This window comes from Nonomuraea sp. NPDC003560 (assembly GCF_042878785.1).
GTDB lineage: Bacteria > Actinomycetota > Actinomycetes > Streptosporangiales > Streptosporangiaceae > Nonomuraea.
Map to the genome: position 1 here is coordinate 145,575 of NZ_JBIAOF010000002.1, position 22,061 is coordinate 167,635.

The following is a 22,061-nucleotide window of genomic DNA, read 5'->3' on the forward strand; positions in this document are numbered from 1 at the left end:
GCTAGCCTCTGCTTCCAGCAAAGTGTGTAGTTCGTTCTACGAGAACCCAAAAGGATGGCGTGTGACGAGCGGACGGGTGACGATCGCCGACGTGGCCAGGCGGGCCGGGGTCTCCACGGCCGCCGTGTCGAAGGTGGTGCGCGGCGCGTACGGCGTGAGCGCGGAGATGCAGGCCAAGGTGCGGCAGGCCATCGACGAGCTGGGCTACCGCCCGCACGCCGCGGCCCGCGCCCTGCGTGGACGCACCTACACCCTCGGCGTCATGCTCTCCGACACCCGCAACCCGTTCTTCCCCGACATCATCGAGGGCATCACCGGCCGGCTGGGCGACACCGAGTACCAGGTGCTGCTCGGGCCCGGCGGCATCGAGCCCAAGACGCAGGCCAGGATGACCGACGCCATGATCGACCGGAGCATGGACGGGCTCATCCTGATCTCGCCGGTCATGACGGACGCCGAACTCGCCGCCATCGCGGCGGCCGTCCCGGTCGTCGTGGTGGGCAGGCACGGCGGCGCCGCGGGCCACGACGCGGTCGTCGACGACGACGTGATGGGGGCCCGGCTCGTGGTCGACCACCTGGTCGGGCTCGGGCACACCCGCATCGCGCACATCACCCACCTGGAGCGGGCCCGCGCCCAGGGACTGCCGCACATGGTGCGCGCCGAAGGCTACCGCCAGGCGATGCGCGCCCACGGGCTCGCCGACGACGTGCTGGCCACCTCCTTCACCGAGGAGGGCGGCTACGAGGGCGCGCGGGAACTGCTCGCCCGCGACGACCGGCCCACCGCGATCTTCGCCGGGGCCGACATCGCGGCGCTCGGCGTCCTGCGCGCCGCCGACGAGGCCGGCCTGTCGGTGCCGGAGGACCTCTCCGTCGCCGGTTACGACAACATCGGCATCGCCTCGCTCAAGCGCATCTCGCTCACCAGCGTCGACCAGGACGGACGGGTGATCGGGGCGACCGCCGCGCGCCTGCTCGTCGAGCGCATCGAAGGACGCACCCGGTCGGTGGCGTCGTCGGTGTCGCCCACGCTGATCGTCCGCGGGACCACCGGACCGCCCCGCCGCTGAGAACTCGGCCGCGCCTCGGGGGACTGTCGCGGGCCATGCATTAAAACGATTCGATGGAAGGACCCCCCACGTGAGACGACTCGCTCTCCTCGCCCTTCTCCTCCCGCTGGTCGCGCCCGCGCAACCGGCCCTGGCCCAGGCGTCCGCCACGGTCTGCCCGGTCAGGGTGGACCCGGCCGCGTTCGCCTCCGAGGCCCGGCTGAGCGCCCTGGCCACCCGGCAGGGAACGTTCGGGCCCAGGCCGACCGGCTCGGCCGCGCACGCCGGCTACGTCGACTGGCTGGAGGAGGAGATGGCGGCCATCCCCGGCCTCCAGCTCTCCTCCCTGCCCTACGCCATCGACCGCTGGGACAACCTCGGCACCGGGCTGACCGTCGGCGGCACGTCCGTGCAGGTCGCGGCGCCCGTGCCGTTCTCCTCCTCCACCGGCGCGGGCGGCGTCTCGGCGCCGCTCGTGCACCTGGCCGCGGGGACGAACATCACCGCCGCCAACGCCGCCGGGAAGATCGTCGTCCGGGACCTGCCCTGGACCAGCGTGCCCAACCTGCTGTTCTATCCGCCCACTCTCGGCTACTCCATGTACGACCCGGGCATGACGATCAACCTGCTCGGCTCGGAGTCGATGGAGGCCCCGGCCGCGGCCGACGCCGACCTCAAGGCGGCCGCCGCCGCGGGCGCGCTGGGCGTGATCGAGGTCAGCCAGCTCCCGCACGCCCAGATCAAGGACATGTACGCCCCCTACGAGGGCCTGCCGTACGGCGTGCCCGGCGCGTACGTCGGCGCCGACCAGGGCAAGCAGATCAAGGACGCGCTGGCCGCCGGACAGCCGGTCCAGGCGTCGCTGACGGTGAACGCCGCCTGGACGCCGACGACGACCCGCACCCTGCTCGCCACGCTGCCCGGCGGCAGCGCCCAGAAGATCGTCGTGGAGAGCCACACCGACGGCATGAGCCCGGTGTGGGACAACGGCCCGCTCACCATGATCGAGATGGCCCGTTACCTGTCGACGCTGCCGGTGGAGTGCCGTCCGCGGACCGTGCAGTTCGCGTTCGTCACCGGCCACCTCTACCAGCACCTGACCGGTCCCGACGTCCGCGAGGGCGGCGCCGGTCAGCTCGCCGCCCAGCTCGACGCCGAGTACGACCAGGGCAAGGTCTCCTCCGTCGTCGTGCTCGAACACCTCGGCGCCAAGCGCTACGACGCGGTCGCCAGGCCGAACGGCCTGCCGGGCAAGCAGCTCGTCGCCAGCCCCACCCTCACCGAGCTGCTGTGGGTCCCCGTCAGCGAGAGCACGCCGCTGCGCGAGCTGGTCAAGGGCCACATCGAGTACTGGGACGTGCGGCGCACCGCGATCCTCAAGGGCCTGTCGGCGGCCGACCTGGCCACCGTGCCGCACCACTGCAGCTTCGGCGGCGAGGGCACGCCGTACAACCAGCACCTGCTGCCCGTCATCGCGCCCATCGCCGCGCCCAAGACGCTGTTCTCGCCGCAGTTCGGCGCCGAGGCGATCGACCTGCCGGTGATGCGCAAGGCGTCGCTCGCCTTCACCGACGTCGTGCTCGACCTCGGCCCGATGGCCCAGTCGGCCGTCGCGGGCGACGTGACGACCATGCGCCAGCAGCGCGCCTCCGGCACGCCGGGGTGTGCGTGAGCATAGACCGAAGGGCACTCGTGCGCCGGCACAACGTCGCCGACGCCGGGTGCCCGCTCACCGTCGGCAACGGCGAGTTCGCCTTCACCGCCGACGCCACCGGGCTCCAGACGTTCGCGCCGCTCGGCACGCAGGCGCAGTGGGGCTGGCACACGATGCCCAACCCCAAGGGCCACGTGCTGGAGGACGCGCTCACCGACTACGACGGCGTCGGCTACCCCGACCTGTATCCGGCCACCGAGGCGGGCGGCTGGCTGCACGTCAACCCGCACCGCCTGCACCTCGGCCGGATCGGCCTCGACGCCGGCGAGGACGCCCCGCTCGGCCGGTCGGCGCAGATCCTCGACCTGTGGACCGGCACGCTGTCCAGCTCCTTCGAGCTGGGCGGCCGGCCGCACGAGGTGGAGACGGTCTGTCATCCCGAGCGCGACCTGCTGGCCGTACGCGTCACCGGCGGCACGGACATCAAGATCGCCTTTCCCTACGCCAGCGACGGCTGGCACACCACCGCCGACTGGGACAGCCCCGACCGGCACACGACCACGTGCGCGCGGCGCGGCTCGCGCTGCGACTTCACCCGCGTCCTGGACCAGGACGGCTACCACGTGGCCGCCGAGTGGACGGGGGCGGCGCGGTTCACCTCGCCCGCCCCCCACGTGTACCTGATCGAGGGCGAGGAGCTGGAGCTCGTCGTCGAGTTCGCCCGGCACCCCGTCGGCGCCGGCCTGCCGTCCTTCTCCCAGGTCCGTACGGCCGCCGCCGCCCACTGGGAGCGGTTCTGGACGCGCGGCGGCGCGGTCAGCTTCGAGGGCAGCGCCGACCCGCGGGCGCCCGAGCTCGAACGCCGGGTCGTGCTCTCGCAGTACCTCACCGCGGTCAACTGCGCGGGCACCACCCCGCCGCAGGAGACCGGGCTGGCCGTCAACTCCTGGAGCGGCAAGTTCCACCTGGAGATGCACTGGTGGCACGCCGCCCACTTCGCCCTGTGGGGGCGGCCGGAGCTGCTGGAGCGGAGCCTGCCGTGGTACCGCTCGATCCTGCCGCGGGCCAGGGCCACGGCCGCGCGGCAGGGGTTCCGCGGCGCCCGCTGGCCCAAGCAGGTGGGGCCGGAGGGCAGGGAGAGCCCGAGCGAGATCGGCGCCTTCATCGTCTGGCAGCAGCCGCACCTGATCTCCTTCGCCGAGCTGCTCCGCCGGATCCGTCCGGGGGCGCTGGAGGAGTACCGGGACCTGGTGTTCGAGACGGCCGAGTTCATGGCGTCCTTCGCGGCCGGCGGGCACCTGGGGCCGCCGCTGGTGCCGGCGCAGGAGTCCTACCACGAGTCCAGGAGGACGGTGCGCGACCCCGCGTTCGAGCTGGCCTACTGGTGGTGGGGGCTGGCGACGGCCCAGCGGTGGCGGGGCCTGCTCGGCCTCGATCCCGACCCGGAGTGGGCGCGGGTGCTGGACGGCCTGGCCCGGCCGCTGGTGCGCGACGGCGTGTACACGGCCATCGGCGTGGAGCCGTACACGGTCAGGACCGACCATCCCTCGATGACCGGCGCGCTCGGGTTCGTGCCGCCCACCCCGCTGATCGACCCCGAGACCATGCGGGCCACCCTGCACGACGTGCTCGCCGACTGGGACTGGGACAGCGCCTGGGGCTGGGACTTCCCGATGCTCGCCATGTGCGCGGCCCGGCTCGGCGAGCCCGGCACCGCCGTGGACGCGCTGCTGATGGACGCCCCGAAGAACACGTACCTGCCCAGCGGCCACAACCACCAGTGGCCCGGCCTGCTGCCCCTCTACCTGCCGGGCAACGGCGGCCTGCTGGCCGCCGTCGCCCACATGGCGGCCTCGGGCTGCTTCCCCGAGGGGTGGCGGGTTCAGGCGGAAGGGGTGGTCCCGATGCCGTGATCGGGGCCGGCGAGCAGGGCGACCGTGTAGTGGTAGAGGTCGCCCGCCGACGACGTCAGCGTGGCGGCGCGGCCCGCGCGCACCTCCGAGGCGATGAACTCGGTGGTGCCGTAGACGATCAGCCGGGGGATCGCGGCGCGCAGCGGCGGCAGCGAGGGGTCCTCCAGCCTGGCCCGCGCGGCCAGCGCCGCCAGCATGTCCAGGAAGGGCCGGTAGGCGGTGTCACGCTGCTCGACGGCCCGCTCGCCCGCCCTCGGCAACTCCACGAAGTACGCCTGCGCGTACTCCGGGCGCTCCTGCCACCACCGCAGGTAGGCGGCCAGGCCCAGCCGCAGCGCCGTGCGCCAGCGGTCGCCCGCCTCCGACGCGGCCGCCCGGATCGAGTCGATCATCTCGGGCAGGTCGCGCTCGCAGCCGGCGAGGAAGCACGCCTCCTTGTCGGCGAACTGGGCGTAGAAGGCGTTGCGTGAGACCCGCGCGGCGGCGATCACGTCGGGCACGCTCGTGGCGGCGTAGCCGCGCCTGGCGACCAGCCGGAGCATGGCCTCCACGAGGCGGTCGCGCTGCGACTCGCGCACCGTGTCGGGGGAGAGCCCGTGCCGGCCCCGGGGAAGCGGCCGAACCGCCGGAACTTCCTTCTGTTCATCTCTTGACATCGCTCACCGATCGTACTTCCCTCTCTTAGGAGACGTTCACGTCTCCAAATATCCCACGAGGTGACCATGGAGAACATCACTCGTCGGCAGGCGTTGCGGGCAGGGGCGCTCGGCCTCATGTCGGCCGGATTCCTGTCGTGGACCACCGCGGCCGACGCCGCCTCCACCATCGAGACCATCTACAAGGCGACGGGTCCGTGGCCGGTCGCCACCGGCACCTCGGGCGGCCACCGGCTCTACTACCCCTCGAACCTCGGCGCGGGCGGCGTCACCCACCCGATCGTCACGTGGGGCAACGGCTCGTGGGCCACCCCCGACAACTATCCGGGGCTGCTCAACCACCTGGCCTCCTGGGGCTTCGCGGTGGTCGCCTCCACCGACACCACCACGGGCACCGGCGCCGAGATCCTCGCCGCCGCCCAGCACCTCGTGGGCCTGGACGCCGACCCCGCCAGCGTCTTCCACGGCAAGCTGAACACCGCCCAGGTCGGCGCCGTCGGCCACTCCCAGGGCGCGGGCGGGGTCGTCAACGCGGCCAACCACTCCGCCGGGCTGATCAAGACCGTCGTGCCGATCGCCGTGCCCGCGCAGTGGATGGCCAGCCCCGGGGACGAGTTCTCGGTGGCCGCCCTGACCTGCCCGGTGCTCTTCCTCAGCGGCGCCGACGACTGGCTGATCTCCTCGGCCGCGACCGTGCAGGGCTACTACGACCAGGCCACCGCCGGAGCGGGCCGGGCGCTGCTCAAGGGCGCGGGACACAACGACATCCAGAACACCGGCGGGGGCTTCCTCGGCTACGTGACCGCCTGGCTGAGGTACCGGCTCCAGGCCGACGCCCAGGCCCGCGGGGCGTTCGCCGGCGGCGCCCCCGAGCTCCCCACCAACACCGCCTGGCAGAACCAGGCGCTCAAGAACCTCACCTAGGAGAACCACCATGGCGGATCTGACGCGGCGTGGGCTCCTCGCCGCCGGCGCGCTCACCCTGCTCGCCGGATGCGGCAAGGACCAGCCCCGGCAGCAGGCCGCGGCCGCCGGGCCGCACGGCGAGGTCACCGTCTGGCTGCACGGCTCGCAGGACACCGGCCAGCAGTTCCAGGAGCTCGTGCACCGCTACATCGCCGAGTTCAAGGTGGACGTCAAGCTGCTCTACCTGCCCGTGGGCCAGCTCGACGCCAAACTGCTGACCGCCTTCAGCGGCGGCGCCCCGCCCGACGTCTTCAAGATCGGCCACTGGAGCTTCCCCGCCCACGCCAAGAAGCAGCGGCTCGCCCCCGTCGACACCAAGGCCCTGCCCCTGGCGAACTACGAGCCGGGCACGACTGCCCCGCTCACCTACCAGGACGTGCCCTACGGCGTGCCCATCGACTTCAACCCCTGCCTGCTCTACTACCGCAAGGACCGGTTCGAGCAGGCCGGGCTCGACCCCGACAAGCCCCCGGCGACCTGGGAGGAGGTCGCCGAGTACAGCGCCAAGCTGACCTCGGCCGACCGGGCGCGGGTCGGCCTGCAGTGGCTCTACGGCGATCCGCAGTGGGCCCTCATGACGCTGACCGCCCTCGTCCGCGGCAAGGGCGGCGAGCTCGTCGCGGCGGGCGGCGGCAAGGCGTCGCTGGCCACCGAGCAGGGCATCGCCGCCCTGACGTACATGTCGGGCATCGGCAACCCCAAGCTCTCCAACCCGCTGGGCGCGCTCGGCCTGTTCTACTCCGGCCAGGCGGCCATGGTCGTCAGCGGCGCCTTCCTCGGCCCCGCGCTGGAGAAGCTGGGCAAGGACAAGCTCACCTTCGGCAAGCAGTACGGCGTCGCCCCCATGCCCACCTGGGACGGCGGGCCGTCCGTCGTCCCCGCCTACACGTGGGGCTGGGGCGTGGCCAAGGACTCGCCCAACCAGTTCACCGCCTGGCACCTGGTCAACTACCTCCAGGGCGCCCCGTCGGTGGCCGCCAACCTCGACAACGGCATCATCATCCCGACCAAGGGCTGGCGCGAGGCCGGGCCGCGCGGCAAGTCCGAGATCATGGAGATCGTCGCCGGCAGCCTGCCGCACGTCGACTTCGGCCCGATCATCCCCGGCGCGCTCGAACTGGCCAAGGCCGCGTCCGGCGCCGTGGACTCCGTCGCCCACGGCAAGGCGACCCCGGCCCAGGCCGCGGCGACCTTCGACGCCACCGTGCGACCGGTCCTGTGAGCGTGCTCGGCGGAGTCGGAGCCCGTCCGCACGGCCCGGTGAGCGTGCTCGGCAGGGTCAGGGCCCGGCCCCAGGCCACGGCGGGCGTGGCGCTGACCCTGCCGGTGGCCGTGTTCTTCGTGGTGTTCTGGCTGGTCCCGTTCCTGTCCGCGATCTATCTCAGCTTCACCGACTACGAGATGGCCGGGACGCCCAACTGGATCGGCCTGGCCAACTACGAGCGCATGTTCGCCGACCCCGGCTTCCTCAACTCGGCGTGGATCACCGTCGTCTACACGGTCTGCACGGTCGTCCCGACGATCGTGCTGGCCCTGCTGGTGGCCGTGCCGCTGAGCAGGCCAGGACGGCTCAACCGCTGGCTCAGGGCGCTCGTCATGATCCCGGCCGTGATGCCGCTCGCCGCCACGTCCATGGTCTGGGTGATCATCTACTCCGACCGCGGCCTGGCCAACACCCTCCTCGGCCTGGCCGGGATCCCCCCGCAGTCCTGGCTGACCAGCTCCGGCCTGGCCATCTGGGCCCTGGTCGTGATGGTCGTCTGGAAGAGCATGGGGCTGTTCGTGATCATCCTGACCGCCGGCCTGCAGGCGCTGCCCGGCGAGGTGTACGAGGCCGCCGCCATCGACGGCTCGGGGCCGGTCACCACGTTCACCCGCATCACGCTTCCGCTGCTGCGCAGGACGCTGCTGTTCGTCCTGGTCATCTCGGTCGCCGGATCGATGCAGGCGTTCGTGCCCGCCTTCCTGCTCACCGGCGGCGGGCCCGCCGACGCCACCCAGGTGCTGCCGTACTACATCTGGGCCAACGCCTTCCCCTACGAGCACATGGGCTACGCCGCCGCCATGGGCATGGTGCTGCTCGTCGCCATGGTGATCGTCTCGGCGCTGCAGTTCGCGTTCCTGAAGGGCGGCGACGAATGAGAGTGCTGCGCGCCGTCTGGCTGATCGTCGCGGTCGGGTTCATGCTGCTGCCGGTCTACGCCATGGTCGTCGTCGCCTCGGCGCCGGACGACACCGACCTGCGCGGGCTGGTCTTCAACGGCTTCCACCTGCCCGAGAACATCGGGGTGCTGTTCGGCGCGGGCAACCTGCCCACGTACCTGCGCAACAGCCTGATCCTGTGCGTCGGCACCGGCGTCCTGGACGTGCTCTTCTCGGCCGCCGCCGGGCACGCGATGGCCCACCTGTCCTTCCCCGGCCGCCGCGTCCTGTTCGCGCTGGTGGTCGGCACGCTCGGGCTCACCCCGATGGTCATGGTCATCCCGGTCTTCCTCATCGTGAAGGAGCTCGGCTGGGTCAACACGTTCCAGGGCATGATGGTGCCGGGCATGATCAGCGCGTTCGGCGTCTTCCTGGTGCGCCAGTTCGCCCTCGGCATCCCGAAGGAGCTGCTGCTGGCCGCGCGGGTCGACGGCGCGGGGGAGTTCCGCATCTTCGCGCGCATCGCCGTGCCGCTGCTGCGGCCCGCGCTCATCACCCTGTTCCTGGTGCACTTCCTGGCGCAGTGGGACAACCTGCTGTGGCCGCTGATCGTGGCCAACGAGCAGGAGCTGTGGCCGCTGCCGGTGGGGCTGGCCAACTTCCAGAGCGAGGTCGGCGTCACCTACCACCTGACCACCACCGCGGCGCTGGTCACCGCCGTGCCGCCGTTCATTCTCATGGTCGCGCTGCAGCGCTACTACGTGGCGGGGCTCACCTTCGGAGGCGTGAAACGATGATCCCGGACCTGATCCCCGGCGCCGCCCGGATGATGGAGTGGATCGAGACCGTCACCGCGCGCGGCGTCCGGCGGCCCGGCTACCCGGCCGACGACTGGACCGCCGCGTGGGCCGCCGGGCGCCTCGCCGGCTTCGGGCTGCGCGACGTACGGCTCACGCCGGTCGAGCTGCCCGTCTGGCGGCCGGTGACGGCGTCCCTGGTGGTGCGCCTGGACGCCGACCCGTCGACGGTCGTGCGGGTGGCGGCGTCCGCGCTGCCGTACACCACGCCGAAGGCGACCGTGACCGCGCCGGTCAGCCGCGAGGTCGTGCCGGGCGCGATCGTCGTGCCCGAGTACGCCTTCACCGAGCTGCCGCAGTCCTACGTCAGGGACCTGGCGACGGCCGTGCACGACCCCGAGGGCGTCTTCGACGACCTGGTCCAGACGCTGCCGTTCCAGCTCGACTACCTCGACGTGCTCCAGGGCGTGATCGACGGCGGCGCCGCCGCGTTCGCCGGCGCGCTGACCGGGGTGCCGTGGGAGACCCGCGACTACTACGTGCCCTACGACGCCGTGCACCGCGACCTGCCGGCCGTCTGGTTGTCGGGCGGCGACTCGCGGCGGGTGCTCGACCTGGTCGACGCGGGCCCCTGCACGGGCACGCTCACCGTCGAGTCGGAGACCGGCCCGGCCCTCTCGAACAACGTGATCGGCACGCTGCCCGGCCGCTCCGACCAGTGGGTGATCATCGGCTCGCACCACGACGCGCCCTGGGCCTCGGCCGTCGAGGACGCCTCGGGGATCGCGCTGGTGCTGGCCGCCGCCCGGTACTGGGCGGCCGTGCCCGAGCGGGACCGGCCGCACAACCTGCTCTTCCTGCTGACCGCGGGGCACATGGCGCACGCCGCCGGCACCCGGGCCTTCATCGAAGAGCACCGCGGCCTGCTCGGCGACGTCGTGCTCCAGCTCCACCTGGAGCACGCCGCCCGCCGGTGCGTGGCCGTGGACGGCGAGCTGGTCCCCACCGGCGACCCCGAACCCGGCTGGTGGTTCACCACCCGGAAGCCGGAGCTGGAGAGCCTGGTGGCGGCGGCCCTCGTCGCGGAGGACCTGAGACGCTCGTTCGTGCTGCCGCCGGACGCCTTCTCCCCGATGCCGCCCACCGACGGGGCCTTCTTCCACCCCGAAGGGGTGCCGCTGGTGCACTTCCTGTCGGCCCCCATGTACCTGTTCGACTCGGCCGACACCCTCGACAAGGTGTACGAGGACGGCCTCGAACCGCTCACCCGGGCGGCCGTGAGAATCGTCGAAGGGACGGCCGGATGGCGTCGCGCATGATCGTCCGTACCACGTCCGGGCTGGTCGAGGGCAGGGCCGAGGAGGGCGGGCTCGCCTTCCTCGGCGTGCCGTACGCCGCCCCGCCCTTCGGCGAGCACCGCTTCGGCGCGCCCGTCCCGCCGCCGCCGTGGGACGGCGTGCGGCCCGCCGTCACGCGCGGCCCCGCCGCCCCGCAGGCGGCCGGCGCGGACATCGGCCTGTACGCGCCCGACGTCTTCGAGACCGGCGAGGACTGCCTCAACCTCGACGTGCGCACCCCCGGCGCCGGCGAGACGGGGCTGCCCGTCCTGGTCTGGATCCACGGCGGCGCGTTCTCCATCGGCGGCAACGGGGCCGCCTGGCACCAGGGCCACCGCTTCGCCCGCGACGGCGTGGTGTGCGTGGCCGTCAACTACCGGCTCGGCTTCGAGGGCTTCCTCGCCCTGGACGACGCCCCGCTCAACCGGGGGGTGCTCGACTGGCTGGCCGCGCTGGAGTGGGTGCGCGACAACATCGCGGCCTTCGGCGGCGACCCCGGCAACGTGACGGTCGCCGGGCAGTCGGCGGGCGCCGCGGCCGTCGCGACCCTGCTCACCATGCCGCGCGCCGAAGGGCTGTTCCGGCGCGCGATCGTGATGAGCGGCTCGGCCACCCTGGTCGCCGGCGAGCAGGAGGCGCGCGACCACGCCAGGGCACTGGCCGCCCGCCTCGGGATCGCCCCGACCAGGTCGTCCTTCGCCGCGCTGCCCCCCGAGGCGCTCGTCGCCGCACAGCCGCCGCCGCTGACCGGCGGCTCCGGCGGGCTGAACGACTCGGTGCCGGTCAAGCCGGTTGTCGACGGCGACCTGATCCCGGCCGTCCCGCTGGACGCCCTGCGCGCGGGCGCGGGCGGGCGCCTTCCGCTGCTGGTCGGCTGCACGTCCCAGGAGGCCGACGTGTTCGTCAGTTGCATGGCCGCCGGGCTCGACGAGGCCGCCGCGCGGGCGGCGCTCGACCACCTCGGCGTCCAGGTGGACGAACCCGGCCTCACCCCCGCCGAGCGGGTCGGGCGCGCCGTCACCCGGCACCTGTTCACCCGCGAGACGTGCTGGATCCGCGAGGCCAGGCCCGCCTACGGCTACGAGTTCCGCTGGGAGTCGCCGGTCGAGAGCCCGGCCGGCGGCGGACGCGTGGGCGCGGTGCACAACCTCGACCTGCCCTTCGTCTTCGACGTGCTGGACGCGCCCGGCGTCGCCCGCACGGCGGGACCGGGCGCGCCGCAGGTGCTGGCCGACGCGATGCACGCCGCCTGGGTGCGCTTCGCCCGCACCGGCGACCCCGGCTGGCCGCTCGGCCACACCATGATCTTCGACGATCCCGCACCGCCGGCGTGAGGGTCAGCCGGCCGTGAAGTCCGCGCGGTGGTCGGCGACCCACTCCGCGAGCGTGCGGCCCGGCCGTCCGGTCACCGCGGTAACCGGACGCGGCACGTCGGGGACGGTGAGGGTGTCGTGCCAGTAGTCGAGCAGCATCTTCAGCACAGGCTCGGGAATGAACCGCCCGGTCTCCGCGCGGAACTCCGCCGGCGTGATCTCCACCAGCAGGATGTCCACGCCCAGGGTCTCGCCGATGATCGCCACCTGCTCGGCGCGGGTCAGGGCCTGCGGGCCGGTGAGCGGGATCGCCGTTCCCAGGTGATCGTCGGAGAGCAGGGTCTCGGCGGCGGCCTCGGCGATGTCGTACTCGTGGATCGGGGCCTGCGCCGACGCGAGGTAGGGCGCCCGGATCGGTGCGCCGGAGCGGATCTGCCAGGCCCAGGAGAGCAGGTTGCCGGCGAACGTGCCGGGACGCAGGATCGTCCAGGCGTCGGCGCGGGAGGTCACGGCGGACTCGACCGCCGTGTGGTGGAGCTGGCTCGCCGAGCCGTGGTCGCGCCGGAACTCCTTCGCGGCGGCGAGGGAGGACAACACGGTGAAGCGGTGGACGCCGCGGGCGGTGGCCGCGGCGACGAACGCCTCCACCCCCTCGGCGGGGAAGACGAAGGCACGATCGACGCCGGCGAACACCTCCGGCCCGAGCGTGGCGGCGTCGGCCAGGTCGCCGGCCACGACCTCGACCCCGGCCGGCAGGCCCGCGTCATCGGGCTTGCGGCTCAGCGCGCGCACGGCGGCGCCGCGGGCGAGCAGCGTCGTGACGAGGTGACGGCCGACGGCGCCGGTCGCGCCGGTGACAAGGATGCTCAAGATGACTCACCTCAGGGGAAACGGTGCCGGTCCATCCGGCCCGAACTCCAACCTAGGGAGCTTTTAGGTCATTTCCTGTCCACTTCTACTAGGCTCGGCGGGTATGCCGGACCAGACCACGACCGGGCGGGCGCTGCGCCTGCTGGAGCTGCTGCAGGCCCGCCGGTCCTGGAGCGGCGGCGAGCTCGCCGGCCGCCTCGGCGTCGACGGCCGCACCCTCCGGCGGGACGTCGAGCGGCTGCGGCGCCTCGGCTACCACGTCGAGGCGCGCCGCGGCCCCGACGGCGGCTACCGGCTGTCCACGGGCAGCGACCTGCCGCCCCTGGTGTTCACTCCGGACGAGGCGCTCGCCGTGGCCGCCGCCCTCGCCTCGTCGGCCGCCGGCGGCGCGGCCGGCGGCGGCGAGGTGGCGCTCACCGCCCTGGCCAAGATGGAGCAGGTGATGCCTCCGGCGGTGCGCCGGCGGGTGCGGGCGCTGCGCTCCTCGGTCGCCTTCGGCAGCACGCCGAACGCCGTGGCCGGCGCCTATCCGGCGCCGCTGAACGCCGGCGTGCTGGCGGTCCTGGCGCTGGCGTGCCGGGACGCCGAGCGGGTCCGGCTGCGCGTGATGAGCACCGAGGGCGCCGACACCGGACGGGAGTCCCCGTGCCACGTCGAGCCCGCCGCCCTGGTGCCCCGGCAGACCCGGTGGTTCCTCGTCTGCCGCGACCTCGACCGCGGCTGGCGGGTGCTGCGCGTCGACCGGATCACGGCGGCGTCGGCGACGGGCGTGCGCTTCGAGCCCGAAGAGGTCCCCGGGGGCGACCCGGTCGCGTTCGTCACCAGCCGGCTCGGCGCTCCGCCCCGCCGGCACACGGCGACGATCCTCATCCACGCCCCGATCGAGCAGGTGCAGGCGTACATGGGCGGCTTCGCCACCGACTTCGCCCCGACGACCACCGCCACCGGCCAGCCGGCGACACACTGGCGGATCGCGGACGTACGCCTTGAGGTGCTCGCCGGCGGCCTGCTCTGGCTGCGATGGCCCTTCGAGGTGGTCGACTCTCCCGAGCTCGCCGCCCTGCTCCGGGACCGGTCCGCGGCCTTCGCCCACGCTGCGGACCCGCGCTGAGGTCCGCCGCCCACGACGCGGCGGCCTGACGCCGGGCGCGGGCGTCCGTCGTGACGGCGTTGAGATCTTCCTGCGCGATCATCTTCCACGCCCTCCGTTCCGGACGGCATGCGACCGAGCGGGGAGCGTATGAGCAAGGGGCGATGGACGATCGGGGCGGCTCTGGTGCTGACGGCCTCGATCTCGGTCTTCGGCCCGCGGGCCGAAGCGGTCACCCGTCCCGGGCCGGTCGAGGCGCTGAAACGGCAGCTCCTCGGTCATGACGGGGTTCGGGCGGGAAGATCAGGCTGAGCGATCCCGCCACCCTCCGGCACGTGCTGGCCACCACCACGGCCAAGAGGCCCGCCGGCGTCTACGACGGCACCCGCACCACCCTCTACGAGGGCAGCACCACCATCGGCGCACTGTTCAGGCTGAACCCGCGCCTGTGGGTGGCCGACCTTCAGAAGCCCACAGGACCGTACGCGAGCTACCGCAAATTGCCCGTGAAGTGGCGGCTGTGGCTCGGCGCCGACCAGCTCGTCCGCAGGTGCCAGACGCGCTATGACGAGCCCGACTCCCTCTGGAACGACAAGGACCGCCGAGTCACGACCGCCGACGTGCGGCTCTCCGGCTGGGGCGACCCGATCGACATCAAGCCGCCGCCCGCCGAACTCGTGGCGACCCGCGACGAACTGGTCTTCCCCGACGAGGACTGACCGGTGAGCGGGCGGCCCTGTCAGCCGGGGCCCCACCCGCGGCCTTCCGCGGCCGGGTCATTCCGGCGGCGTCCAGATGCGGCTGCGGAGATCGGTGCCGCGGATCACCTGGACGCGCCAGGGTTCGAGGCGGAGGACGTGCAGCGCGGGGTCGGCGGGCGACCGCCAGAAGGCCCCGAGGTCGTAACCGGCCCCGCGCGGGCTGGTCGCCCGGTAGAGGTCCCAGACGCGGCGCTTGGTCGCCAGGTCGTCGACCCAGGCGGCCGTGGCGTCGATGGCGACCGAGCTGTTGCCGGGCTTCCAGTAGGAGAAGGAGGTGTGCGGATTGCCCGCCAGGTGGGCGGCCTTGACCGGCGTCCGGTAGGTGGCCAGCCACCCGCGCGGCCGCCCGTCCACGTTCTCCCAGACGGGGATGAGGATGCGGGTGCGGGGACGGTTCTCGGCGTCGACGGTGACCATCGTGGCGTACCGGATGGCACCGATAAAGGTGTTGAACTCGCTCTCGATCTCGGCGAACGACGTGGTCATCGACGGCACTCCTTACGACTTGGGTGACCAGGGCATCTTGCGCCGCCGCGAAGACCCTGCGGAAGACGGCACTTCAAAGGCACCGAGTAACCGCCCGGGAACCACCCCTGACCAGGCAGGACGGCGATCGTGCCGCTCTCCCGGTGAGGGGTGCTCAGTTCTTACCTTGCAGGTCGCGCGAACTTCATGCAGGTCGCCGGTTCCGTACATCTTGGTGCTCCAGGTTCAAGTCGTTCACTTTTGAAGCACGTGTCGTGGCGCCCAGCGCGCCGCGACAAGATCGGGGAGCACCACATGCGACATGCCGACTTCACCGTCCGCCGAGAACCGGCCGCCTGGCGCCACATCGCAGCCGTCTCGGTCGGCATCGGTCTGGGGCTCTTCCCGCTGGCACAGAGCGCGTCGGCCGCCCCGGGCGGGACGCCGCAGGCCCCGGCCTTCAGTGTCGACGGCGGTCGCTACGAGCAGGCGGTGTCCGTCGAGCTGCGGGCCAGGCAGGGCGAGACGATCCGGTACACCACCGACGGCAGCATTCCCACCAAGAGCAGCCCGACCTTCGCCGGCAAGCCCATCCGCATCACCGAGGACACGAATCTGACGGCACGCGCCTTCAAGGGCAACCAGCCCGGCGCCGTCAAGTCCGAGGGGTACCTCATTCGCGAGGGGGAGCAGCCAATCGCCCGCATGATGATCGTCTCGGACGTTCACATCGGCGACTACGAAGCCGACCGCCACCGCTGGTCGTCCTACTTCGACACCATCGCGTCGGTTCTGGGCACCCCGGACGCCATCCTCTCCAACGGCGACATGATCAACGACAACTGGGACGGCCGCGGCAAGGACCACCAGTTGACCGCCCGCATCTTCAAGGAGAACCTCGCGCGCAAGGGCATGAACGCCACCCAGGTGTTCATGTCGTACGGAAACCATGACGCGACCCTGGCCGAGCTCCGTGCGGGCTACCCCAAGGAGTGGTTCCCCGACTCCGGCGACGGGTACTACCGCACGGACATCAAGGGCATTCCGCTGATCACCGTCAACACCGAGAACTACTCCGCGGCCCAGGCCACCTGGCTGCGTGACCAACTCGGGCAGATCTCCGCGGACCCCGCCTACCGCGACCTGCCGATCATCGTCCAGGGGCACCGGCCGGCTCCGGGCACCGTGATGGACGGCCAGCAGACCAGCAACCCGCGCCTGACCGAGGATCTGTCGAAGTTTCCGCGCGCCGTCTACTTCTCGGGCCATTCGCACCTGAACGTGAACGACCCGCGCTCGATCCACCAGAAGAACTTCACCGCGGTCAACGACGGCAGCTCGTCCTACATCGAGATCGACCACGGGTACCAGATGCTCGACGCGGAAGGGCAGCTGGCCAACCGCTTCGAGACCCCCACCGCCCAGGGGCTGGCCGTCGAGGTCTACCGAGGCCGTACCGTCGTCAACCGCATCAACCTCAACGCCGACCTCCACGACATCTACACCGGCGGGAAGTGGTCGGCGAACTGGAAGCCCCCGTTCCAGAGCGACGGGACGCTGGCCGGCAGGTCCTGGGAGATCAGGACGGCCGGCGCCGACGCCCAGGTCGTGCAGAACTTCACCTACACCGACGCCAACCGCAACCGCACGGCCCCGGCCTGGACGTCCCCGCGCCCGCTGACGGCCCGGACCGGCAAGGATGGCCGGCTCGCGCTGCGCATCCAACAGGCCCAGGACGACGAGCTGGTGTACCACTACAAGGTGCGCGTCACCCGCGCCGACAACGGCGCCGAGGTGCTCACCACCAAGGTCGCCAACCGCTTCGACGTGGTGCCCGCCGCCGCCTCCATGGACATTCCGGTCCCGGTCCAGCGCGACGGCGCCAGGTACCGCGCGGAGGTCGTCGCGGTCGACGCGCAGGGCAACCAGTCGCCCGTCGCCGCGGACGTGCTGAAGTAGCACCTCGCCCCGTCATCGACCATCGGCCGGACCCGGTCGATGACGGGGCTCCCTCGGAAAGCCTGACGGCCCGCCGCTCCGGCGCGGACCTCTCCATCGCCCGGCGCAGGTAACGGGGACCCAGGACCGGCGGATTCCCCATCGTGGGTTTCTGGCCGCACCACCGCGCCCGGCCGTGACGTGGTCATGCACGACGTCGTCAGCCTGGTCCCGGCGCAGCCGAGCGACGTCGTGCAGCAGTCGCAGAGGGCCGCCGGACGCCGGCCGTACTGGCCGTTCGCCCTGGCCGCCCTGCTCCTCGCGGGGCTGGTGACCGGACGCTTCGGCCTGGTCGTTCTCGCCGTCGGGCTGCCCGGCGTGCTCTGGGTGGCGTTGCGCGACCGGGCGGCTCGCGCGGTGGTCGTGCGAACGCCCTCCACCAGTGCACCGCCGCCCGTCCGCCCGTGTTCCATCCCTGACGGCCTTCGCCGGGCCATCCGGACACAGGAGAGCGCCTGAGCTGGAGTGCATAGACTTGTCCTCATGTTCGACGACAAAACGCAGGAGACCCTGCGGCGCCTGCTGGACCTCGCCGAACACCCCTCCACCCCGGACACCGAGCGGGCGCTGGCATTCGTCCGGATCCGCGCCCTGGTGGCGGTGCCGGCCGACGACACCCGCCGCAGGGCGCCCGTGGCCGGCATGGACGCCCAGCTGCTCACCAAGCTCAAACCGCTCCAGCGACAGGTGGACGAGGACCTGGTCGACGACGTGCACGGCGACCTGCACTCCTTCGGCATCCGCTACCGGCTGGTCTCGGAGGTCGCCGGCGAGCTGGCCCACATCCTCGACCTGCGCTCCCGCCTCGCCCCCGACAAACGACACCGCCACGACGACGGCGTACGCCAGACGGCCGCCAGGCTGACCTACCTCCTGGAGCGCTCCGACGGCTTCCGCACCTCCCGCTGGCGCACCAAGCGCGGCTGACCCGCCCGACCCGGTTTCCGCATGCCGGCAGCGACACCCTCGGAGGAGCGGATGACCAGCGTGGGGCGCGCCGGCGGGGTTCTGAGGCTCTGGACCGCCAGGCTCTCCGGTCGTAGGGGCGACGTCGCGATCGCGGCGGTCACCACCGCGGCCACCCTCGGTCCGCTGCTGGTGCCGAGTCCGAAGGCGTGGTGGATCGTCGCCCTGGGCGCGCTCGCCTCCGCGCCCGTCCACTGGCGCAGGCGCGCGCCCATGGCCGTGGCGCTGCTCGTCGGCGCCGCGATGACCGTCATGGTCTTATGGGAGAAGCCGTTCCTCCCGTTCGGGCCACTGGTCGCCGTGTACACCATCGCCGACCTCAGTCCCACGTGGAAGCGCCTGGCCGCGATCCCGGCGATCGCCGTCATCGTCGGCTTCTCCCTGGCGCTGCCCGGGGAGGACAGCGAGATCTTCCGCCTGATCGGCACCGCCTTCGTGGCCGCCTACGCGCTGGGCACCAGCGCCCGCGCGAACCGCTCACGTGCCGCGGAACTGGCCGAACGGGCCCGTCGCCGCGAACAGCAGCACATCGCCGCGGTGGCGGAGGAGCGAGCGCGGATCGCTCGTGACATGCACGACATCATCACGCACGCCGTCGGGCTGATGGTCGTCCAGGCCGAGGCCGGGCCTGTGGTCGTACGGAGCGACGCGCCCAGGGCCGAGGCCGTCTTCGACGCGATCGCCGACACCGGCAGGGGAGCGCTCACCGAGCTGCGCGGCCTGCTCACCGCGCTGCGCGCGTCGGACGGCCCGGCGGGGGAGGACCTCGGGCCCGCCCAGCCGAGCCTGGCCGGACTCGCCTCACTGGCCGGACGCAGCGGCCTGGACGTGGTCATGACCGTGGAGGGCGAGCGGCGGCGGACATCGGGCAGCCTGGAGGCCGCCGTCTACCGGATCGTCCAGGAAGCCCTCACCAACGTGCGCAAACACGCCGGGGTGCGCAACGTACGGCTGCACCTGCGCTGGACCGCGCGGGAACTGGTGGTCGAGATCGCCGACGACGGCGGCGGCCCACGTCGCGACGGCGGCGGCTACGGCCTGATCGGCATGCGGGAACGGGCGACCGCCTACGGCGGGACGCTCGCCGCGGGACCGGGACAGGACGGGGGATTCCTCGTCAGAGCCGTCCTTCCGCTTGAATAGCGCGCATGCTGCGCGTGCTCATCGCCGACGACCAGGATCTCTTCCGCGCCGGGTTCGGCCTGATCCTCGGCGCTCAGCCGGACATGCTGGTGGTGGGCGAGGCGGCGGACGGCGACGAGGCGATCGCGCTGGCCGGGCGGCTGCGTCCGGATGTGGTCCTGATGGACGTGCGGATGCCGGGCAGGAACGGCATCGAGGCCACCAGGGAGATCTGCGCGACCACCGCCGCCAAGGTGCTCGTCCTGACCATGTTCGACCTGGACGAGTACGTCTACGACGCCGTCCGCGCGGGCGCCAGCGGCTTCCTGCTCAAGGACATCCGCCGCGACGAGCTGGCGCACGCGGTGCGCACCGTGGCCGCCGGCGAGGCGTTGCTGGCCCCCGCCGCCACCCGCAGGCTGCTGGAGGACCTGGTCAGAAGGCCGGCTCACGGCCCGATGCCGCGGCTGGCGGGACGGCTGGCGGCGCTCACCGAGCGGGAGCGCGAAACGCTCAGGCTGGTCGCCCGCGGGCTGTCCAACGCCGAGATCGCCGCCGCGCTCGTGGTCACCGAGCACACGGTCAAGACGCACGTCAGCCGCATCCTGACCAAGCTGGACCTGCGGGACCGGGTGCAGGCGGCGGTGTTCGCCTACGAATGCGGCCTCGTGGTCGCCGGTGAGAGTGACATCGGAGATCACACTCACGACTGACGCGCCACCAGGGCGGCCGCGAGCAGCATCGTCGTCATGAAACGTGTCCTGATCGCGCTCGCCGCGGCCCTCGCCTCGGCCGTCCTGCTGCACTTCGGCACCGGCCCGCACCCCGTGGCCTGGGTGACGTGGCTGGCCCCCTTGCCCGTGCTGCTCGCCGCCCCCCGCGTGGGGGGAGGCGCGGCCTTCGCCGCGGGCGCCCTCGCCTGGCTCGGCGGGCAGTTGCAGTGGTGGCCGTACTTCACCGCGACGCTGGAGACGCCCGTCCCGGTGGCGGCCGGCCTGCTCGCCGGGCCGGCGCTGCTGTACGGCCTCGGCGTGCTGCTGCACCGTTCGCTGCTGGCCAGGCGGCGGACGCTGTCGGCCGTGCTCGCCGTACCGGCATCGTGGGTCGGCGTCGAGTACCTGATGGCGCTGGCCGGACCGCACGGCGCCTGGTGGAGCCTGGCCTATACGCAGGCCGACGTGTTACCCGTCCTGCAGACGGCCTCCGTCGCCGGCGTCTGGGGGATCACCTTCCTGCTCCTGCTCGTGCCCGCCGCCGTGGCCGCGCTTCTCGCGCCGGGCGCGACCCGCCGGCTCTCCGTCGCGGTGACCGCGGGCGCGATGGTGGCGCTGGCCCTGGCGTACGGCTTCGCGCGGCTCGGCACCGGCCAGGACGGCGGGCAGCGCCGCGAGGTCGCGCTGATCTCCACCGACGACCCGAGCGACACCGTGGCACTGGACTCCCCGCAGGGGCGCGACCTGCTCCGGCGCTACCGCCGGGCGGTCGACGCGGCCGCCGCCCGCGGCGCCGAGATCGCGGTGCTGCCGGAGAAGACGTTCGACGCGGCCACCGCCCGCCTGCCGCTGGCCAGGCCGGGCGTGACGGTCGTCGCGGGCGTCGCGCTCGGCGCCGGCGCCACCCGGACCAACAGCGCGCTGGCCTACCCGTCCGGGGCCCGCTACGACAAACACCACATGATTCCCGGGCTGGAGTCGGAGTTCACGCCCGGACGCGCGCTGACCCTGCTCGGCCCGACCACGACGGGCCTGATCGTCTGCAAGGACCTGGACTTCCCCTGGCTGGTACGGCAGTACCGCCAGGCCGGCGCGACGATGCTGCTCGCCCCCGCCTGGGACTTCGACGACGATGCCTGGCTGCACAGCCGCATGGCGGTGGTCCGCGGGGTGGAGAGCGGGTTGTCGGTGGCGCGCGCGGCCCGCCAGGGCCTGCTCACGGTGAGCGACACCCGGGGACGGGTGCTGGCCGAAGGCCGCAGCGGCAGGCCCGGCATGACCACGGTGTTCGCGGCGGTGCCGCAGCAGGGCGCCTCGACCGTCTACGCCGGCCTGGGCGACTGGGCGGCCTGGTGCTCGGTCGCGATGCTGCTCATCGCCCTCGCCGGGCTTCGCATCGGCCGCTCCGCTGCCCGTACGATCCGGCCGTCTACGGGTGGGCCGGCTCCCGGCGCGCCAGTCCGGGCGGCCACGGGTATCTGACCTTGAAGATGGACAGGAAGATCAGGATCTCGACGCCGCGCACGCCCGGGATCGTGCGAATCCGGGCGGCCAGCCGCCGGCCGGCGGACTCGGGAGATCACGACGTGCCCGCGCGATCCACCGCTGAATGCGGCTTCCAGACGAGTGCTCCTCGGAGTCACGGCGGCGACAAGTTACTCACTGTGAGTATGTTAAAGAACACGGAGAGTGAGGGTAATGAGATAGCGGAGTCCCACCACCGACAGGAGATCCCCATGCGTTCCCTCGCCCTGCTTGCGGTCCTGGCCGCCGGCGCCACCCTCGCCACCGCCGCGCCCGCCGCAGCCCGCGCCCTTCACGCTGCTGACCCGCGCTGCCCCGACGATGCGGTCTGCTTCTGGACCGAGCCCGAATTCGAAGGCGAGCGGCAGGTCGTCCGCCCCGTCTCCGGCTCGCGTCCGTGCATTGTCACGCCCGAGGCTCATGCGGAATCGGCCGTCAACAACACCCGATTCTCCCGGCTGCTGTACCTCGACCCCGGCTGCTCCAGCCGGCCTGTCGGGTTCGTCCCGGCCGGTGGTAACACTCCCTTCCTCGATCCTCCCATCGCCGCTTGGCGGTGACCCGCCGTCCGGCCAAGGGGTGCGGCCTGACGCCACGCGCTGGGTCGCGCGAACTGAGGTCACCCCGTTCTCTGGCGCGCGAACGCGCCGCTGCCCACACCGCCGGCCCGCCGGCCCACCCGCTGCCGCGCCCTGTCCCACCACCGGCGCGCCGAGGTCCCGC

The 22,061-nt window shown here is 72.7% G+C and carries 22 protein-coding genes; 19 read left to right on the forward strand and 3 right to left on the reverse strand.

The window, feature by feature from the left end; all coding sequences use genetic code 11:
• The first annotated feature begins 61 nt into the window (after window positions 1-61).
• The 3 genes from ACFYUV_RS06195 to ACFYUV_RS06205 all read left to right on the forward strand — a co-directional run bounded on the left by ACFYUV_RS06195 (window position 62) and on the right by ACFYUV_RS06205 (window position 4,618).
• On the forward strand, window positions 62-1,072 hold the full coding sequence (locus ACFYUV_RS06195; RefSeq protein ID WP_387665538.1) for a LacI family DNA-binding transcriptional regulator: 1,011 nt from the start codon (window positions 62-64) through the stop codon (window positions 1,070-1,072).
• A gap of 70 nt (window positions 1,073-1,142) precedes the next feature.
• A complete protein-coding gene (locus tag ACFYUV_RS06200) occupies window positions 1,143-2,723 on the forward strand; it encodes a hypothetical protein (RefSeq protein ID WP_358298186.1) in 1,581 nt (526 codons plus the stop codon).
• Window positions 2,720-4,618 (forward strand): hypothetical protein, encoded by a 1,899-nt coding sequence (locus tag ACFYUV_RS06205; protein ID WP_387665541.1) that lies wholly within the window; start codon window positions 2,720-2,722, stop codon window positions 4,616-4,618. Before ACFYUV_RS06200 ends, ACFYUV_RS06205 begins: the two co-directional genes overlap by 4 nt.
• On the opposite strand, the gene ACFYUV_RS06210 is transcribed toward ACFYUV_RS06205, so the two are convergent.
• A complete protein-coding gene (locus tag ACFYUV_RS06210; RefSeq protein ID WP_387665543.1) occupies window positions 4,588-5,274 on the reverse strand; it encodes a TetR/AcrR family transcriptional regulator in 687 nt (228 codons plus the stop codon). The genes ACFYUV_RS06205 and ACFYUV_RS06210 overlap by 31 nt on opposite strands.
• A gap of 66 nt (window positions 5,275-5,340) precedes the next feature.
• On the opposite strand from ACFYUV_RS06210, the gene ACFYUV_RS06215 reads away from it, so the two are divergent.
• Genes ACFYUV_RS06215 through ACFYUV_RS06240 form a run of 6 tightly spaced genes read left to right on the forward strand, consistent with a single transcriptional unit; the run spans window position 5,341 to window position 11,850 of the window.
• Window positions 5,341-6,198, forward strand: coding sequence for an alpha/beta hydrolase (locus ACFYUV_RS06215; protein WP_387665545.1), 858 nt, complete (start codon window positions 5,341-5,343; stop codon window positions 6,196-6,198).
• Window positions 6,199-6,208: 10 nt separating this feature from the next.
• Window positions 6,209-7,462: an ABC transporter substrate-binding protein gene (locus ACFYUV_RS06220; protein WP_387665547.1), complete on the forward strand. Its 1,254-nt coding sequence runs from the start codon at window positions 6,209-6,211 to the stop codon at window positions 7,460-7,462.
• 2 nt (window positions 7,463-7,464) lie between these two features.
• Window positions 7,465-8,382, forward strand: coding sequence for a sugar ABC transporter permease (locus ACFYUV_RS06225; RefSeq protein ID WP_358298176.1), 918 nt, complete (start codon window positions 7,465-7,467; stop codon window positions 8,380-8,382).
• A complete protein-coding gene (locus ACFYUV_RS06230) occupies window positions 8,379-9,179 on the forward strand; it encodes a carbohydrate ABC transporter permease (protein ID WP_387665550.1) in 801 nt (266 codons plus the stop codon). Before ACFYUV_RS06225 ends, ACFYUV_RS06230 begins: the two co-directional genes overlap by 4 nt.
• Window positions 9,176-10,498, forward strand: a complete 1,323-nt coding sequence (locus ACFYUV_RS06235; RefSeq protein ID WP_387665552.1) for a M28 family metallopeptidase — start codon at window positions 9,176-9,178, stop codon at window positions 10,496-10,498. The genes ACFYUV_RS06230 and ACFYUV_RS06235 overlap by 4 nt, the downstream gene beginning before the upstream one ends.
• The gene (locus ACFYUV_RS06240) at window positions 10,483-11,850 is read left to right on the forward strand and encodes a carboxylesterase/lipase family protein (protein WP_387665554.1); all 1,368 of its coding nucleotides are present in this window, start codon (window positions 10,483-10,485) and stop codon (window positions 11,848-11,850) included. The genes ACFYUV_RS06235 and ACFYUV_RS06240 overlap by 16 nt, the downstream gene beginning before the upstream one ends.
• A gap of 3 nt (window positions 11,851-11,853) precedes the next feature.
• Here ACFYUV_RS06240 and ACFYUV_RS06245 read toward each other — a convergent pair whose 3' ends face one another.
• Complete coding sequence (locus ACFYUV_RS06245) at window positions 11,854-12,699, reverse strand: SDR family oxidoreductase (protein WP_387665556.1); 846 nt, start codon at window positions 12,697-12,699, stop codon at window positions 11,854-11,856.
• A gap of 103 nt (window positions 12,700-12,802) precedes the next feature.
• Here ACFYUV_RS06245 and ACFYUV_RS06250 point away from each other — a divergent pair, with 103 nt between their 5' ends.
• From ACFYUV_RS06250 to ACFYUV_RS06260, 3 genes are all read left to right on the forward strand, one after another.
• On the forward strand, window positions 12,803-13,810 hold the full coding sequence (locus ACFYUV_RS06250; RefSeq protein ID WP_387665559.1) for a helix-turn-helix transcriptional regulator: 1,008 nt from the start codon (window positions 12,803-12,805) through the stop codon (window positions 13,808-13,810).
• Between the two features lie 129 nt (window positions 13,811-13,939).
• Window positions 13,940-14,101 (forward strand): hypothetical protein, encoded by a 162-nt coding sequence (locus tag ACFYUV_RS06255; protein WP_387665561.1) that lies wholly within the window; start codon window positions 13,940-13,942, stop codon window positions 14,099-14,101.
• Between the two features lie 23 nt (window positions 14,102-14,124).
• On the forward strand, window positions 14,125-14,508 hold the full coding sequence (locus ACFYUV_RS06260) for a hypothetical protein (RefSeq protein WP_387665563.1): 384 nt from the start codon (window positions 14,125-14,127) through the stop codon (window positions 14,506-14,508).
• Window positions 14,509-14,565: 57 nt separating this feature from the next.
• On the opposite strand, the gene ACFYUV_RS06265 is transcribed toward ACFYUV_RS06260, so the two are convergent.
• A complete protein-coding gene (locus tag ACFYUV_RS06265) occupies window positions 14,566-15,036 on the reverse strand; it encodes a pyridoxamine 5'-phosphate oxidase family protein (protein ID WP_387665565.1) in 471 nt (156 codons plus the stop codon).
• Between the two features lie 294 nt (window positions 15,037-15,330).
• On the opposite strand from ACFYUV_RS06265, the gene ACFYUV_RS06270 reads away from it, so the two are divergent.
• The 7 genes from ACFYUV_RS06270 to ACFYUV_RS06300 all read left to right on the forward strand — a co-directional run bounded on the left by ACFYUV_RS06270 (window position 15,331) and on the right by ACFYUV_RS06300 (window position 21,898).
• Entirely contained in the window at window positions 15,331-16,974 is a 1,644-nt protein-coding gene (locus ACFYUV_RS06270) for a chitobiase/beta-hexosaminidase C-terminal domain-containing protein (protein WP_387665568.1), read from the forward strand.
• Window positions 16,975-17,160: 186 nt separating this feature from the next.
• Window positions 17,161-17,472, forward strand: a complete 312-nt coding sequence (locus tag ACFYUV_RS06275; protein WP_387665571.1) for a hypothetical protein — start codon at window positions 17,161-17,163, stop codon at window positions 17,470-17,472.
• A 24-nt stretch (window positions 17,473-17,496) separates the two neighbouring features.
• Window positions 17,497-17,940 (forward strand): hypothetical protein, encoded by a 444-nt coding sequence (locus tag ACFYUV_RS06280; protein WP_387665574.1) that lies wholly within the window; start codon window positions 17,497-17,499, stop codon window positions 17,938-17,940.
• Between the two features lie 51 nt (window positions 17,941-17,991).
• Entirely contained in the window at window positions 17,992-19,122 is a 1,131-nt protein-coding gene (locus ACFYUV_RS06285) for a sensor histidine kinase (protein WP_387665576.1), read from the forward strand.
• Between the two features lie 5 nt (window positions 19,123-19,127).
• Window positions 19,128-19,814, forward strand: coding sequence for a response regulator (locus ACFYUV_RS06290; RefSeq protein WP_387665578.1), 687 nt, complete (start codon window positions 19,128-19,130; stop codon window positions 19,812-19,814).
• A gap of 36 nt (window positions 19,815-19,850) precedes the next feature.
• A complete protein-coding gene (locus ACFYUV_RS06295; RefSeq protein ID WP_387665580.1) occupies window positions 19,851-21,296 on the forward strand; it encodes a hypothetical protein in 1,446 nt (481 codons plus the stop codon).
• Window positions 21,297-21,550: 254 nt separating this feature from the next.
• Window positions 21,551-21,898 carry a peptidase inhibitor family I36 protein gene (locus tag ACFYUV_RS06300; protein WP_387665582.1) on the forward strand — a complete coding sequence of 116 codons (348 nt, stop codon included), beginning with the start codon at window positions 21,551-21,553 and terminating at the stop codon, window positions 21,896-21,898.
• Window positions 21,899-22,061 lie beyond the last annotated feature (163 nt).